16 protein-coding genes and 1 pseudogene are annotated in these 15142 nt (G+C 38.5%); all 17 read left to right on the top strand.

The genetic code is table 11. The annotated features are described in order from the left end of the window. The first annotated feature begins 90 nt into the window (after positions 1-90). The 17 genes and pseudogenes from PGZ10_RS12005 (at position 91) to PGZ10_RS11925 (ending at position 14805) form a co-directional block, all read left to right on the top strand. Positions 91-1056 (top strand): ABC transporter permease, encoded by a 966-nt coding sequence (locus PGZ10_RS12005; RefSeq protein WP_022220605.1) that lies wholly within the window; start codon positions 91-93, stop codon positions 1054-1056. A gap of 1 nt (position 1057) precedes the next feature. Next, positions 1058-1963 (top strand): ABC transporter permease, encoded by a 906-nt coding sequence (locus PGZ10_RS12000; RefSeq protein ID WP_416386984.1) that lies wholly within the window; start codon positions 1058-1060, stop codon positions 1961-1963. Positions 1964-2002: 39 nt separating this feature from the next. Next, positions 2003-3007, top strand: coding sequence for an ABC transporter ATP-binding protein (locus tag PGZ10_RS11995; RefSeq protein ID WP_117558607.1), 1005 nt, complete (start codon positions 2003-2005; stop codon positions 3005-3007). Continuing rightward, entirely contained in the window at positions 3000-4028 is a 1029-nt protein-coding gene (locus tag PGZ10_RS11990) for an ABC transporter ATP-binding protein (protein WP_117558605.1), read from the top strand. The genes PGZ10_RS11995 and PGZ10_RS11990 overlap by 8 nt, the downstream gene beginning before the upstream one ends. Positions 4029-4119: 91 nt before the next feature. Next, a complete protein-coding gene (locus tag PGZ10_RS11985; protein WP_117558603.1) occupies positions 4120-5334 on the top strand; it encodes a MalY/PatB family protein in 1215 nt (404 codons plus the stop codon). Between the two features lie 29 nt (positions 5335-5363). Further along, positions 5364-6512: a double-cubane-cluster-containing anaerobic reductase gene (locus PGZ10_RS11980; protein WP_270541500.1), complete on the top strand. Its 1149-nt coding sequence runs from the start codon at positions 5364-5366 to the stop codon at positions 6510-6512. 242 nt (positions 6513-6754) lie between these two features. Continuing rightward, positions 6755-7147 carry a C-GCAxxG-C-C family protein gene (locus PGZ10_RS11975; protein WP_117558599.1) on the top strand — a complete coding sequence of 131 codons (393 nt, stop codon included), beginning with the start codon at positions 6755-6757 and terminating at the stop codon, positions 7145-7147. Positions 7148-7333: 186 nt separating this feature from the next. Then, positions 7334-7756 (top strand): annotated as a pseudogene (locus tag PGZ10_RS11970) (TIM-barrel domain-containing protein); the annotation flags it as partial. Between the two features lie 372 nt (positions 7757-8128). After that, a complete protein-coding gene (locus PGZ10_RS11965) occupies positions 8129-8803 on the top strand; it encodes a SatD family protein (RefSeq protein ID WP_117824348.1) in 675 nt (224 codons plus the stop codon). A gap of 6 nt (positions 8804-8809) precedes the next feature. Beyond that, positions 8810-9454, top strand: a complete 645-nt coding sequence (locus PGZ10_RS11960) for a DUF3307 domain-containing protein (protein WP_270541499.1) — start codon at positions 8810-8812, stop codon at positions 9452-9454. 468 nt (positions 9455-9922) lie between these two features. Then, complete coding sequence (locus PGZ10_RS11955) at positions 9923-10159, top strand: hypothetical protein (RefSeq protein WP_270541498.1); 237 nt, start codon at positions 9923-9925, stop codon at positions 10157-10159. Continuing rightward, positions 10105-10398, top strand: coding sequence for a hypothetical protein (locus PGZ10_RS11950; RefSeq protein WP_173690530.1), 294 nt, complete (start codon positions 10105-10107; stop codon positions 10396-10398). Before PGZ10_RS11955 ends, PGZ10_RS11950 begins: the two co-directional genes overlap by 55 nt. Positions 10399-10633: 235 nt before the next feature. Beyond that, on the top strand, positions 10634-11122 hold the full coding sequence (locus PGZ10_RS11945) for a DUF3592 domain-containing protein (RefSeq protein WP_270541496.1): 489 nt from the start codon (positions 10634-10636) through the stop codon (positions 11120-11122). Positions 11123-11392: 270 nt separating this feature from the next. Further along, positions 11393-12349: an ArsR/SmtB family transcription factor gene (locus tag PGZ10_RS11940; protein ID WP_270541495.1), complete on the top strand. Its 957-nt coding sequence runs from the start codon at positions 11393-11395 to the stop codon at positions 12347-12349. Between the two features lie 14 nt (positions 12350-12363). Continuing rightward, positions 12364-13173 (top strand): ABC transporter permease, encoded by an 810-nt coding sequence (locus PGZ10_RS11935; protein WP_270541494.1) that lies wholly within the window; start codon positions 12364-12366, stop codon positions 13171-13173. 14 nt (positions 13174-13187) lie between these two features. Beyond that, positions 13188-14033, top strand: coding sequence for an ABC transporter ATP-binding protein (locus tag PGZ10_RS11930; RefSeq protein ID WP_022220589.1), 846 nt, complete (start codon positions 13188-13190; stop codon positions 14031-14033). Further along, positions 13996-14805 carry an ABC transporter permease gene (locus tag PGZ10_RS11925; RefSeq protein ID WP_117824342.1) on the top strand — a complete coding sequence of 270 codons (810 nt, stop codon included), beginning with the start codon at positions 13996-13998 and terminating at the stop codon, positions 14803-14805. The genes PGZ10_RS11930 and PGZ10_RS11925 overlap by 38 nt, the downstream gene beginning before the upstream one ends. Positions 14806-15142 lie beyond the last annotated feature (337 nt).

Genomic DNA, 15142 nt, shown 5'->3' with positions numbered 1-15142 from the left:
TAGCTGAAAAGCATACGGAATGTGGCATGCCTTTAAAGTAAAGACAAGCCACATTCTTTCATATATTCGATTTTACAGAGAGGAATACTTATGTGGAAATATTGTTTAAAAAAGACGGCTCAGGTAGTAATCGTAATGATATTGATTTCCTTTTTTTCATTTGCAATTGTCTATTTTGCACCAGGTGACATATCGGATATGTATGTGAATCCGGAAATGACGGAAGAACAGAAAGCTAATGTGATTGCACAATTGGGGTTGGATAAGAGCATGACAGAGCAGTATTTTGCCTGGGCTAAACGTGCGGTACACGGAGATTTAGGTGTATCCTTATCTAATAAGTCGGCTGTGTGGCCACAGTTTATGCAGCGTCTTCCGGCAACGATCATACTTATGGGAAGTTCTATGATCTTGTCACTTTTACTTGCAATCCCGCTTGGTTTATGGTCGGGATATAAGAAGAACTCATGGCTTGATAACTTAATAAGTTCGTTAGCGTATATGGGAATGTCCATTCCTTCTTTTTGGTTTGGTATGCTGCTTATTATTGTATTTGCTGCAGTATTAAAGGTATTACCTTCTTCCGGTATGCATACCGTTGGAAATGTATCTGCATTTGATACGTTCCAGCATATGATTCTTCCATGTATTACACTTAGTATCGGTCATGTTGCGGTTTATATCCGTTATATCCGTGCAAATACCATCGGACAGTTAAGCGAAGAGTATGTGCTTACCGCCGAAGCAAAGGGAGATTCTCAGACGAAAATTTTATTCCGACATGTGTTGAAAAACACGCTGTTGCCTATCATTACATTGATGGGAATGAATCTGGCATCTTTGGTATGTGGATCCTTTATTGTAGAAAGTGTCTTTGGATGGCCGGGAATTGGAACCTTTGCGATGTCTGCGATTGGTTCAAGGGATTATCCGGTAATCATGGCGTATGTTATGCTTTCAGGTTTTCTTTTGGTAGTCGGTAATTTTATTGCAGATTTATTGTATGCCTTTGTTGATCCAAGAATTAAACGGGGAGGTGCATCCGGTGGGAAATAATATAGTAATAACCAATGATTCATTTGCAAAACTGGAAAAAAAGAAAACAGTAGAAGTTTCTGTGGAGAGACAGAGCGTATGGAAAGATATTTGGAAAGAACTAAGGAAAAACAAAGTTGCTATGGTAAGTGTCGTACTTCTTGCCATTCTCATCATTGCTGTTCTTTTGGCACCTCTTAGTCCTTACGATCCTTATAAGTTAGATGCCTCTCAAAAACTGCAGGGTATTTCATCCAGTCACTGGTTTGGCACAGATGAGTACGGAAGAGATTATTTTACCAGAACCTTATATGGTGGAAGAGTTTCTTTGCTGGTGGGATTCATGTCTATGATCATGACGGTTGTAATCGGAACATCATTAGGTGTATTCTCCGGTTATGTCGGAGGAAAAGTGGATATGTTTTTGATGAGTTTCACAGATATTTTCCTTGCTCTTCCGAGTATGCTGTTAATGGTTATTTTAAATACCTTTTTAAAGCCTGGTTTACCGACTCTGATCGTTGTATTGAGTCTGTTTTCCTGGGCATCCGTTGCAAGAATTACGAGAGCGGAGACAATGTCATTAAAGGAACGAGATTTTGTGGTGGCTACACAGAATCTGGGGGCATCAAACTTCCGCGTGATCGTTAAACATATTATCCCTAATATTTTAGGACCGGTTATTGTTGCTGCAAGCTTGAGTGTGGCAAATGCAATTCTGATGGAATCTTCTTTGAGCTTCCTGGGATTAGGTGTGCAGATTCCACGTGCATCCTGGGGAAGTATGCTTCAGGGGGCACAGGCGCATATTTTGGATTACCCCTTATTGGCGGTATATCCGGGTGTAATGATCCTAATTACAGTTTTGAGCTTTAATTTACTGGGAGATATTCTGAGAAACGCATTAGAACCTAAAATTGTAGAATAGCAAAATAGGCAGTAACCACCTTAGGGAAAGGGATAAAAAATGAATAATTTATTAGAAATGAAACATGTGGCTGTGAATTTTGCTGCATATGGAGGCACTGTGCAGGCGGTGCGGGATATATCGTTTTCTATTGAAGAAGGACAGACGGTTGCACTGGTAGGTGAATCGGGCTGTGGAAAATCGATTACAGCGAAAACTATTATGGGGCTTGTAAAAAAGCCGGGGAAAGTAATGGAAGGAAGCCAGATCATATTTGAAGGTACAGATATCGCAAAATATTCTTCTAAGGAGTGGAAAAAATTCCGTGGCAAAGAATGTTCTATGATTTTTCAGGATGCACTTGTTTCTTTAAATCCGACCATGAAAATCGGAAAGCAGATCATGGAAAGTCTTGACAATCATGCCGTAACGACTTCTAAAGAAGAAAAAAAGAAAAAAGTAATCGATATGCTGAAGTTAACAGGCATTGCAGATGCTGAAAAATGTCTTGAAAAGTATCCGCATGAGTTATCTGGTGGAATGCGGCAGAGGATTATGATCGCAATTGCATTGATTTCTCATCCGAAATTGTTGATTGCTGATGAACCAACCACATCTTTGGACGTAACGATCCAGGCGCAAATTCTGGCTGAAATGAAAGCTCTGCAGAAAAAACTGAAGATGGCAATTCTGCTGATTACGCATGATTTGGGAATTGTGGCGGATGTGGCTGATAAAATTATAGTTATGTACGCCGGGAAAATTGTAGAAGAGGGTACGGTCAGAGAGATTTTCTATCATCCGGTTCATCCATATACAAAAGCCCTTTTAAATTCCGTTCCACGACTGGACAGAGACGGAAAAGAAATGCTTTGTACCATAGAAGGAAACATTCCGGATATGACAAATCCGCCGAAGGGATGTGCATTTTGTGAAAGATGTCCGCGTGCCATGAATATTTGTGCACAGTATATGCCGGAGGAAAAAACGGTATCTTCCAGTCACAGGGCATCCTGCTGGATGATGGATGAACGTGCCGCAAAGGGAGGTGTTGCACATGCCTAGCCAAAAGAAAATCTTAGAAGTTAAAAATTTGAAAAAATATTTTCCGACTACTCAAAAACAACAGTTAAAGGCTGTTGATAATGTGTCATTTGATATTTACGAAGGTGAGACTCTGGGAATTGTTGGTGAATCCGGATGTGGGAAAACAACCTGCGGAAAAACCTGTCTTGGAATGTATCCGGTAACAGATGGAGAGGTCCTGTTTCACGGGAAGAACATTCATTCCATGTCAAAGAAAGAACGGTTTGCATTTACAAAACGTGTGCAAATGATTTTCCAAGATCCGTATGCTTCTCTTGACCCACACCAGAAGGTTTATGATATAATAGCAGAAGGAATCCAGATTCACGGGATGGCGAAGAACAAAACGGAAGAAAAGAAGATGGTAGCGGAACTACTTGAGATGGTTGGATTGAATGCAGAGCATGCAGCGAGAAATGTCCACGAGTTTTCAGGTGGGCAGCGTCAGAGGATTGGAATTGCCAGAGCACTTTCCGTTAATCCGGAATTCTTGTTTTGTGATGAGCCTATTTCAGCATTGGATGTTTCGATACAGGCACAGATTATAAATCTGCTTATGAAATTACAGAAAGAAAAAAATCTGACCATGTTGTTTATTGCACATGACCTGTCTATTGTAAAACATATATCAGATCGTATAGGGGTAATGTACTTGGGGAAAATGGTAGAACTTACAGAATCCTCTAAGTTATATGTTGAACCAAAACATCCCTATACGAGAGCTCTTTTATCAGCGGTTCCGATTGCGGATCCTGAGGCATCAGCACAAAAAGAGCGTATTATGTTAAAAGGCGATGTCCCAAGTCCGGTGAATCCACCAGTTGGATGCAGATTTGCAGGACGCTGTGAAAACTGTATGGAGATCTGTCGTAAGGAAGAACCTCAGATGATAGAGATTGTTCCGGGACATTATGTGGCATGTCACCTGTATGATGAGATACCAGGGTCAAAAGGTCAGAAAGCCGATGCAAGCTTGCTTGCAAGAGTGCAAAGCACGTAGCAATCTGGTATCAAAGGGGTCAAAATACCTTTTGACTACAATATCATGATGACTAAAAGAAAAAAATGTATGTAACAGAGGAGAAAGAAAAATGAAGTACGATTTTACAAGTATTATTGACCGTAAAGGAAAAGATGCCCTTGCAGTGGATATCCTTCCAAATATGCTTGGACCGGGGAACAAAGTAGAAGTAAGAGAAGGAATGGATTATATTCCGATGTGGATTGCGGATATGAATTTCCCGGCGCTCCCGAAGATTACTGAAGCGATCATCGAAAGAGCGAAACATCCGACCTATGGATATTTTATTACCAGAGATGAGTATTACAACAGCATCATCAAGTGGCATGAAGAACGGAATCATGTGACCGGACTGAAAAAAGAACATATCGGTTATGAGAATGGAGTTTTAGGCGGCGTGGCAAGTGCACTTCACGCGGTCTGCTCACAGGGTGACAATGTCCTTGTCCATGCACCGACTTACATAGGATTTACCGGCACACTGAATAATAATGGCTACCATATCATCCACAGTCCGCTGAAAAAGGATGAAGAAGGCATCTGGCGGATGGACTTTGAGGATATGGAAGAGAAGATCGTGAAAAACAAGATCCATGCAGCCATTTTCTGTTCACCGCACAATCCGACCGGTCGTGTATGGGAGCGCTGGGAAATCGAGAAAGCAATGGAAATCTATAAAAAATACGATGTGACCGTCATTTCCGATGAAATCTGGTCCGATATTATTTTATATGGAAACGAGCATATTCCAACCCAGTCTGTATCTGAAGATGCAAGAAACAGAACGATTGCTTTATACGCACCGTCAAAGACCTTCAACCTTGCCGGACTGATCGGAAGCTATCATATTATATACAACAAACGCCTGAAAGACAGAGTTTTAAAAGAGTCTTCCCTCTGCCATTACAATTCGATGAATGTGCTGTCCATGCATGCACTGATGGGTGCGTATACACCGGAAGGACAGGAATGGGTAGGCGAGCTTCGAGAAGTGATCGGGGAAAATGTCGCTTATGCATGTGATTATATCGACAAACATTTTGAAGGTGTTTCCGTAACCAGACCGCAGGGAACCTATATGCTGTTTGTTAATTGTGAAGAATGGTGCAAGGCACATGATAAGAGCCTGGAAGACGTTCTGAAGATGGGATATGAAGCAGGTGTGTTCTGGCAGAACGGAAAGCCATTCCATGGTGAATGGTATATCCGTATGAACCTTGCACTGCCGACATCCAGAGTGAAAGAAGCATTTGACCGTCTGGATAAATATGTATTCAATGCTTAAAATGCATACAATAAAGGAGGAAAATAAAAATGGAATTAGTAAAAGAGCTGCCAGAGATTTTTGAAGAATTTGCAGAGCAGAGACAGAGATCTTTCCTGGTAATGAAAGAAGTAAAGGACAAAGGAATTCCGGTTGTAGGTGCGTACTGTACCTACTTCCCACAGGAAATCGCAATGGCTATGGGAGCAGTTACCGTAGGACTTTGCTCTACATCCGATGAAACGATCCCGATCGCAGAAAAGGATCTGCCGAAGAATCTGTGCCCGATGGTAAAGGCAAGTTACGGTTTTGCTGTATCTGACAAATGTCCATTCTTCTATTTCTCAGACGTGGTAGTCGGAGAGACAACCTGTGATGGAAAGAAAAAAATGTACGAACTGATGAAAGAATTCAAAAATGTCTATATCATGGAACTTCCAAACTCACAGAGAGCAAATTCCCTGGAGCTGTGGACAAAAGAGATCATCCGTTTCAAAGAATATCTGGAAAAGACATTTAATGTAGAGATCACAGAAGAAAAAGTGCGCCATGCTGTTCATGTATCCAACCAGGGACGTATTGCACTGAAGAAATTCTACGAAGTTATGAAAAATGATCCGGCTCCGATGAACGGTTCCCAGCTGTTCGGCGTTCTCTATGGAAGCCAGTTCAAATTCGACAAAGAAAAGATGCCTGCAGAAATTGATGCTCTTCGTGAAAAGCTGATGAAAGAATACGAAGAAGGGGAAAAACCAGAGAGAAAGAAACGCATCCTTTTAACCGGATGTCCAAGCAGCGGTGCACCGATGAAGGTTGTAAAAGCCATCGAAGAACACGGTGGAAATGTTGTAGTCTATGAAAACTGTGGAGGTGCAAAATCTGTTGACCGTCTCATCGATGAAGATGCAGAGGACATCTACAAAGCAATTGCAGAGAGATATCTTGCAATCGGATGTTCCGTTATGACACCAGATAACAACCGTATTGAACTGATGGGAAGACTCCTTGAAGAGTATAATATCGAGGGTGTAGTAGAAATGACACTTCAGGCATGTCATACTTACAATATTGAGGCAAAGAGCATTGAGAAATTTGTAAAATCTAAAGGACTTCCGTATATCCATGTAGAGACCGATTATTCTCAGGCGGATATCGGACAGCTGGATACACGAATTGCTGCATTTTTAGAGATGATCTAGGATTCAGAATGTATCAAATTTAAAAGAATGTGTCCCGGTATTCTGAAAAAGTGGATGGGATTCTAACAGATTTATGTTATAATAGGAATTAACAGGCAGGGAACAGGCATCAGTCTGTTCCCTGTGTATGTCTGCAGGTATATGGAGAATATACCGGAATTTTTTCAGAGAGCAGCTAAGACTGAGGCGAAGCCTTTGAAAAAAATTTTACCAGATTGAATAAAATAAGAGAGGTACTGAATATGACAATCGAAGAACGCGCAGCAAAAGCTGCAGATTTAAAAGCTGCCGGAGCATGCAACTGTTCCCAGGCAGTTGTAAAAGTATTTGAAGATAAGCTTTCATTGGACGATGAGACACTGATGAAATTAACTGCAGGCTATGCAGCTGGAATGGGATGTCTGGAAGCAACCTGCGGGGCACTCATTGGAGCTGTGATGACCGCCGGAATCCTGACAGACGGAGCCGGAACGCCTCGTTATTCCAAAGAAATCCTTGCGAAGTTTCAGCAAAAATGCGGGGCAACGATCTGCCGGGAGTTGAAGGGCGTCGGCACAGGCAAAGTACTCTGTGAATGTCCGGAATGCGTAAGAAATGCGGTGCTTGCACTAGGAGAAGTAATGGGGATTGAATAAATAAAACGATACGAATAAGGGACACCCTTTAACACAAAAGCTGTTGTAGAAAAGATTGAAAAGGCAGAAGGGAATCCGGAGTATGGTACGATCTCACAGGAAGAAGGATTTTCCTTTACTTATAGAATGAATGAAGACGATATTATCTACGGAGTTGGTGAATCAAACCGCGGAATCAACAAGAATATCGGAATGCACCGCTATGGTGGAATCTGGACCGGAGATAACAAGTCCTGGTGGTCTCATATTCTGCTGAATCTGAAAATGATGCCGTCACTCAATATGTGTGGGTTCCTTTATACGGGTGCTGATCTGGGCGGATTTGGCGCGGATACGGCAAGAGAATTTCTGCTGCGCCACCTGGCGCTTGGTGTATTTATCCCGCTGATGCTCGGAAATGAAATCATGATCGCACTGAACGAAGTACCGCTGTTCATCCGGGAAGGAAAATGCATCCCGGTCGCAGAAGTGGCTGAATCGGTGGAGCAGATTGATCTGTCGACACTTACCATGCTCGGATTTGATGAGGCAGAGTATCTGCTGTATGACGATGATGGGGTTCACAAGGATTATGAGAATGAAGGAACGTGTCGGAAGATAGGGAAATAAAAGGGCAGATATCATTTCAAAGATGGAGAATAATTGAAATAGTGGTACAGATAAAAGCCATGGTTTACATGTTGGATGTAGAGCATGGCTTTTTTGCGTGGAGATTTTGAATATTGACATGTTCCATCAACGCTAAAAAAGAAGAAAAACGATATATTTCGAATTTGTACATCCTATGCTTATATGTTAGGCTGTTGAATATAAAGCTGTTCTGGTGATTTCATTTAGTATTTCTGAAAATTCAATATCTTGATTAAAAATTATTGATGTTTTCTATATCAAACAAATTCATTTGATAATTATAAAATCAAACAAATTCATTTGATTTTTGCAAATATCAAAGTATAATAATAGTGACAAGGAGGTTTGAGTATGTATTTTGCAATTATAGGAGACATCATTGCGTCAAAAACTATTTCAAATAGATCGGAAGTTCAGAATCATTTAAAAAGGATCCTGGATCAGGTAAACGAAGAATATAAAAGCAATATTGCTTCCCGATTTTCAATCACATTAGGGGATGAATTTCAAGGATTGCTTCATAGTGCGGCGCATTTATTTGAGTTACTTGATACGATCCAATTTCAACTGTATCCTACAAAAATACGGTTTGGTATAGGTGTTGGTGATATGAACACAGAAATAATCCAGGAAACCAGTATGGGAAGTGATGGACCGGCATATTGGTCAGCACGGAATGCTATTGAAAAAATCCATGAAAAAAACGATTATGGAAACGCTAAAGTGTGTCTGCAAAAATATAGTGCTTCGATAGAAGAGGAAGTTCTTTTAGACGCTGCGAATAAAACATTGAAATTATGCGACAGATATGCGAATTCATGGACGAAATCACAATATGAATTTGTACGAAGAATTATATTAACATATCGGTACGGTGACAATGGCGAATATAACCAAAGAGAATTGGCACAGGAATTAGATATTTCACCTCAGCTTGTAAACAGTAAAGTAAAAAATACAGGTATTTCGGTTTATGTAAATACCAAATGTGGCTTAGAAAATGTACTTAAGGAGAAATGGGGATGATAACAGGTGCAAAAAAGTTCGGTTTTTATGGTATTGTGTATAGGACATATAATTGGAGAGTATTTTTTAACCAATAAATATATTGTTAAAAAGAAAGATAAAAAGAAAATATTCTGTTATTGTTTAGCATATATAATTCCATTTATAATCATAGGAATGTTGTTTTATATATATGGATATAATATTGGGAAAATTTGTCTGGAATGTATTTGCATACACTTTATAATTGAAGTAATAAAAAGATGGATTGAGAATTATGATATTCGGACAAATAAGTTGCCGATAAACGTAACAAATGTTATATATGTATGTTCTTTAATTTTTCATATTTTAAGCTTCCTCTTAATTATCTGGAAATCTTCTATATTGGTTTATTATTTTCCAGAATATATAATAAAACCAATTCCTTATCTGCTGTATTTTTTATGTATAGCAAAACCATCCAATATTACATTCAAGATTCTTTTTTCAGCTTATCAGGTAAAACCTGAATCTGATCAAGAGGATGATAATAGCACGAAAACAAAGAATGGAGCAGGAGCGTTAGTAGGGATTCTTGAGCGGTTCCTGTGTGCAGTTTTTATTGTTCTTGGACAATATTCTGCGGTTGGATTGACAATGACTGCAAAATCAATTGCACGTTATGATTAGATAACAAAAAATCCAGCTTTTGCAGAATATTATTTAATTGGTACATTGTATAGCATTTTATATACAATTGTTTTATATGGGATTATTTTCAAATACATTTTATATTAGAAATTTTCTAAAACCATGGTTTACAAAAAACGTAAATCATGGTTTTTCTGTTTTGAAATTCGAGAAATGTATAAAAACACGTTGAAATATATAGATAAAATTGCAACCAACGGCTGAAGAAATAACTGCTAGAAAGAAAATGTATAAAGAAGCTGCGTCATTGGGAATTGACCTTATGGGATATGATTCTAATGATTCAGCAATAAAAAGAAGCGGAAATATGTTGTAGTACAGCTCCTTTCTACAACTGAAAAAGTCCGAATTGAGATCGCCTCTTTTACATATAGCAACTATATGCTAATATATTTATATAAACATTTCTCCTTTCGGAATATTTTCATCCGATGAAAGGCGAAACAAATGAGTAAAAGAAAAGGATTTTCAAAACTTAACCTGTTGAATAGATTTTTATTCAATGAAACAATGGAAGATCCGGAGAATATGAAGACGGTACTGGATATCATTTTCGGACAGGACATTCCGCTCAGATTAGCACCGCATTCGGAAAAAGAGGTACGGACGCTTCCGGATAACCGAATGAAATGCGAAGAAGTTCCAATCTTGATCTGCAAGATGATGCGACACGCATTTTTCTGAACTGCCATGGTAAGAATCCTGAAATGGTATCACCGGAATTGATTGAGTTACTTCGTTACATGGAGAAATCGACGAATGAAGTTGCCGGTTCATGTACAAGCCAGAAGATCAAGTTGCTTCATCAGAAAGTCTGCCAGATCAGGTCAAACAAAAAAGTGGAGGCGAGGTTCATGCGAGCGTGGGAAGAAAGAGAAATAGAACGGCAGAAAGCATTTTCTGAGGGACAGAATGAACTTTAAAAAAATCAGGTAAAAAAGAAACAGGAGAAAAATTATTTGAAAGAAGAAATCGCAGATATGTTGGAAGAGGATGTATCAACGATTGAAAACATTATGAGTGAATTGCAGGAATAGAAATCACAAATATTCAACCAACAGAATAGATTATTGAAAGTGAACGACACACAGCTCTATTTATCCTATACTTAAGCTAACAAAGTATTCAGGATATAGTTTCAAAAAGAGGAGGAATATTATGGTAAATTTCTATGTGTATTCTTTTAGTATAGCAGCAATTCCACTACTTTTGGGTGTTTTACTGATCTGGTTTGGGAAAAAGCTGTGGAAGAAAGCAAATGCTGAAAATGCCAAATATCGGCAGCGCTATTCAGGACGCACCACGCTGCGTGTGATCGGTGTGGAGAAGCATGAACGGGAGGAAAGGGATTCTAATGAATCAGGTGAAATCATTTATGTCACCAGCTATACCCCGATTTATGAGTATATGGTAAATGGTCAGAGATATGAATATCACACACGTCTGGGAAGCTCGATCGATCAGTATCCTGTCGGAAAGGAATATCCGGGATATTATGATCCGGAGAATCCGAAGGATGTGACGGAAACTTTAAAAGACATAACAGGTGGAGGAAGTCATTTCCTGAGTCTGATTTGTTTTGTAATTGAGGGAGTGGCGATTTTGCTTGGACTGATGAGAGTATGGTCGGTTATAGCATTACTGTGAAAAAGTTCTGGATGTGAAGCCAATAAAGATAAATTCACAGGAAAAAGAAATTGAAAAAATGAATCTGATTTAGGTGTAAGATAAACAATATTTTGATATTAGGTGCTAATTTAGTTTTTTGCTAGATTAGCACCTTTTAATATTTTAAAATTACAGAACGAAAAATCAAATTAAACATTGACAAACCTGACCTTCATCCATATAATGCCTACATCAAAAAGGAAAAAGGATTTGATTAACTGATCGGTTGATTGAAAAAGGTGTAACAATATGATTTTAGATATGTTTAGTGAAGAAGATATAAAAGTTGTTGTGTCTTATCTGCCTGTATGGGAATTTTTCTTTTCGATGCATGTACTTTCCAATCCGGAGCATCATGTATCCAGACAAAAATGGGTGCAATCAAAAGAAAAGTGTTTACCAGAACTGGTAAAAGAAATCCGTAATCTCAAAACTTTGACAAATGAATGGATTTTAATTATCGATTCGGAAAAATGGAGTGAGATCCGACAAATGGAAATTATCGAAATGATTCGTTATTTTCGAAAAAAGAATATATACCAGTGGAATCATTGGGTAAAGGAAACAACTGGTAATGAAATGACCAGGAAAGAGCGTGACAGAATATTAAATGTTATGGAAGCGTATTATGAAATCGTATTTCGCAAAGAAGAAATGATTTTACGACCTTATCTCATAAGAGTAATTCAGAATGAAAAACGAAAATGTCAGGCGGAAGGCTTGTGGAATTGGATCGGAAAAATCCATACACGTCTGCAGGTTGAAGAAACCGAAGTCATTTATCTGAAAAACCATGAATTTAAGTATAAGAAAAAAGAGCTGAATACGGTATTTCTTACAGTCAGTACTTTTGTGTATCCTCATTTATGGCTTTTTAAGCACAGTCAGGAACTGGAAGTGGTAAAAGGAGTTATTGTTGAATCAATCGAGAGTGACATTCCGGAAGACTTGGTGCAAATATTTAAAGTACTCGGAGACAAAACGCGATTACGGATTATCAAGCTTTTGATGCAGAATGTCTGTACCACACAAGAACTGGCGCAGAAATTGGAAATCAGCGAAGCGGCAGTGTCGAAGCATCTGCAAATCATGTGGAAAGCAGATCTTGTTCATAAAAATAAAAAAGGATTCTTCGTAGAATATGAATTTAAAGAAGATATGATTAACTACATTCCTTACAAATTTTACGAAATGATAACTATCTAGAAGGGGGCAAATAGATGTGGCAGGTAATATTTTCAACATATCATAAAAACAGGATTGGAATTTTGAGGGCAGTTCCATGGTCATTTATGGTATCACGCGTGATAACGGGAGTTACTCAGATTATCTTTCCATATTTTGTATATCGCTATTTTATGCATGGAAATTTAAACAGTGAATTCAGCAAATATGTAAATGGTGCAGATTATATCACTTATATTGTACTGGGATCTGCGTTAAATGTTCTGGCAGTTGCAACGCTCATGAATATCGGAAGGGCGTTGATTACAGAATTAAGAGAAGGCACACTGGAAATGCTGTTGTTATCGCCCGCACCAAGGAGTGAATACTTTCTTGGATGTCTGCTGGAACAGACGACACGGGCATTTCTGGAGTTTGGAACTGTGCTCATTGTCGGGGTACTGTTCGGAGCAAAATTAAGTAATTTTCTTTCCACCCGGGCACTGATTACGATTTTACTGGCAATACTAAGTTTTTTTTGTATGGGAATTTTATTATCTTCCGTTATGCTATATACAAGAGACACTTATCTGACACAGAATACATTATTTGTTACAATGAGCCTGGTATGCGGGATTACCTATCCGATTCAATATCTGCCGGATTGGGTTCAGAATGTAGCACAGATTTTTCCATTGACTCCAGCGGTTACTTTATTTCGAAATGTGGTGATCGGACATGAAAATCTGATCAGCAATCATCTACTGATTGTACAGATTCTTGTTCTGTCCGGCATTTATCTGGTTCTCGGTATGATCTGGTATCAGTCAATGGAGAGGAAACTGGTAGAAAGTATATTTGGATAGATAGGAGAAAAGACATGGACGAACAGAAAATTATAGCTACAAATCTTGCAAAAAATTACGTGATAAAAGAAAGTGCATTGTTCGGTCGAAAAAAGAAAATCGTTTCCGCGGTAAAGGATATCACTTTGGAAATTCCAAAAGGGCAAATCATAGGCGTTCTCGGAATTAACGGCGCAGGGAAAACAACAACAATCCGTATGCTAGCATCGATTATCGCGCCATCTTCAGGAACGCTCACGATGAATGGTGTCGATGCAGTTAAAAATCATCGTTGGGTAAAAGAACGGATCAATGTAATTTCCGGTGGAGAAAGGAATCTGTACTGGCGACTTACTGCTATAGAAAATTTAAAATACTTTGGCAGTTTATATGGCTTGAGTGGTGTTAAATTAAAAGAAAAAATTGCAGAATTATTGAAAATAGTAGGGTTGGAAGAAGCCGAAGATATACCGGTTGAAAGATATTCAAAAGGAATGAAACAACGGCTACAGATTGCAAGAGGACTGATTAACGATCCTGAATATATTTTTCTGGATGAGCCAACCCTTGGACTGGATATTGTGATTGCAAAGGAAATACGGACTATGATAAAAGAGTTGGCTCAGGAGGGAAAAAAAGGAGTTCTCCTGACAACACACTATATAAGTGAGGCTGAAGAACTTTGTGATTATATTTATGTTCTGGATAAGGGACGAATGATTGCACAGGGTACCAAAGAAGAACTAAAAGATTTGTTTGCAAGTGAACCGAAGATGGTTTTGCAGGAACCTGGACTGGAAGAAATATTGATGAAAATTATTTACAGATCAAGAGGAGAAGACAGTGAAGAAAATATTTTTGGTAATAAAAGCAGAAATTGAAAAACAACAGAAACATGATTATCATTCAGCTTTTGTATATTTGTCGCTGCTGATCTGGCCGATTCTTGGATTTTTAGAAGTTTATTATACTTACAAACCATTTTCTTTAACCGGTTATATGGGGATTTCTGACAGTAAAGAATTACTGGCTTTCTTAGGAACTGGATTTATGTCCTATACATGCTTCTGGTCGATGGTACAAAATGCATGGTCGATGGCGAATCAGGAAAGAAAAGGCGGCACTTTGGAAATTACTTTTCTTTCCCCTGCAAACCGTCTGGCTATGATGTATGGGAGAGCACTTGGCGCATTGATTCAGGAAGTATGGATGTTCTGTTGTTTTTGCGTATTCATTTTGGTTTATACAAAAGCAATCCAATTCCACAACATACTGATTTTGCCATTTATTTTTCTTTTGTTGCTATTGTCTTCCACAATCTGGGGTGGAATGTTGAATTCCATTTTTATGTTTTCCAGAGATGCTTCGATCATTATGGATATTTTTGATACACCGATGACATTGTTTTCCGGTTCAAGAATTCCACGGAACTGTTTTCCTTTCTGGGCAAAAATGATTTCACTTGTATTTCCGCTCACATATTGTATTAATATTATTCGATTTGTATTGAATATTGGTGGGAAAGGAAAACAATGGATCTTGAATATCGCCGGCCTGCTGGTTTGTATGTGCATTATGGTAGCTGTTACAGTAGTTTTGACATATCAGGTTGAAAGACATAACAGAGAAACAGGGGAGTTGCAGCTTTATTAAAAATTCTCTATTGAGTCGTCACTTAATGTATATTATAACAAGAAACATACACATGCTGATTCCAAACTGATCAGTTTTTATGATAATGAATGGGGATATACCAGTCAGATCTTCCGCCTGATTTCGCATATGTACCAGGTGGACCATGGTGTAAAATAAAACAGATTGTAAATGAAAAAGTAAAATGTATATCAGCAGTAACAGTCAGAAGCCATAAAAGAAAGAGTATCACGTGAACAAGAAGAAACGTAATACTCTTTTTGTTTACTTCAAAATTTCCATTTCTGATCTCAGAAATAAATTTCCTAAAATTGAGACTCTTGTTAATAGTGGAAAT

It is taken from the genome of Coprococcus sp. AF102-57, assembly GCF_027686195.1.
In the GTDB taxonomy this organism is placed as follows: Bacteria; Bacillota; Clostridia; order Lachnospirales; family Lachnospiraceae; genus Allocoprococcus; species Allocoprococcus comes.
This window is presented reverse-complemented; position numbering and strand designations above follow the sequence as displayed.

Excerpts from the sequence above, each read along its gene's own strand:
- PGZ10_RS11955 (WP_270541498.1), top strand. The coding sequence starts at position 9,923 with ATGAGTAAAAGAAAAGGATTTTCAAAACTTAACCTGTTGAATAGATTT.
- PGZ10_RS12005 (WP_022220605.1), top strand. The coding sequence starts at position 91 with ATGTGGAAATATTGTTTAAAAAAGACGGCTCAGGTAGTAATCGTAATG.
- PGZ10_RS11940 (WP_270541495.1), top strand. The coding sequence starts at position 11,393 with ATGATTTTAGATATGTTTAGTGAAGAAGATATAAAAGTTGTTGTGTCT.
- PGZ10_RS11950 (WP_173690530.1), top strand. The coding sequence starts at position 10,105 with ATGCGAAGAAGTTCCAATCTTGATCTGCAAGATGATGCGACACGCATT.
- PGZ10_RS11975 (WP_117558599.1), top strand. The coding sequence starts at position 6,755 with ATGACAATCGAAGAACGCGCAGCAAAAGCTGCAGATTTAAAAGCTGCC.
- PGZ10_RS11935 (WP_270541494.1), top strand. The coding sequence starts at position 12,364 with ATGTGGCAGGTAATATTTTCAACATATCATAAAAACAGGATTGGAATT.
- PGZ10_RS11930 (WP_022220589.1), top strand. The coding sequence starts at position 13,188 with ATGGACGAACAGAAAATTATAGCTACAAATCTTGCAAAAAATTACGTG.
- PGZ10_RS11995 (WP_117558607.1), top strand. The coding sequence starts at position 2,003 with ATGAATAATTTATTAGAAATGAAACATGTGGCTGTGAATTTTGCTGCA.
- PGZ10_RS11985 (WP_117558603.1), top strand. The coding sequence starts at position 4,120 with ATGAAGTACGATTTTACAAGTATTATTGACCGTAAAGGAAAAGATGCC.
- PGZ10_RS11945 (WP_270541496.1), top strand. The coding sequence starts at position 10,634 with ATGGTAAATTTCTATGTGTATTCTTTTAGTATAGCAGCAATTCCACTA.
- PGZ10_RS11990 (WP_117558605.1), top strand. The coding sequence starts at position 3,000 with ATGCCTAGCCAAAAGAAAATCTTAGAAGTTAAAAATTTGAAAAAATAT.
- PGZ10_RS11965 (WP_117824348.1), top strand. The coding sequence starts at position 8,129 with ATGTATTTTGCAATTATAGGAGACATCATTGCGTCAAAAACTATTTCA.
- PGZ10_RS11980 (WP_270541500.1), top strand. The coding sequence starts at position 5,364 with ATGGAATTAGTAAAAGAGCTGCCAGAGATTTTTGAAGAATTTGCAGAG.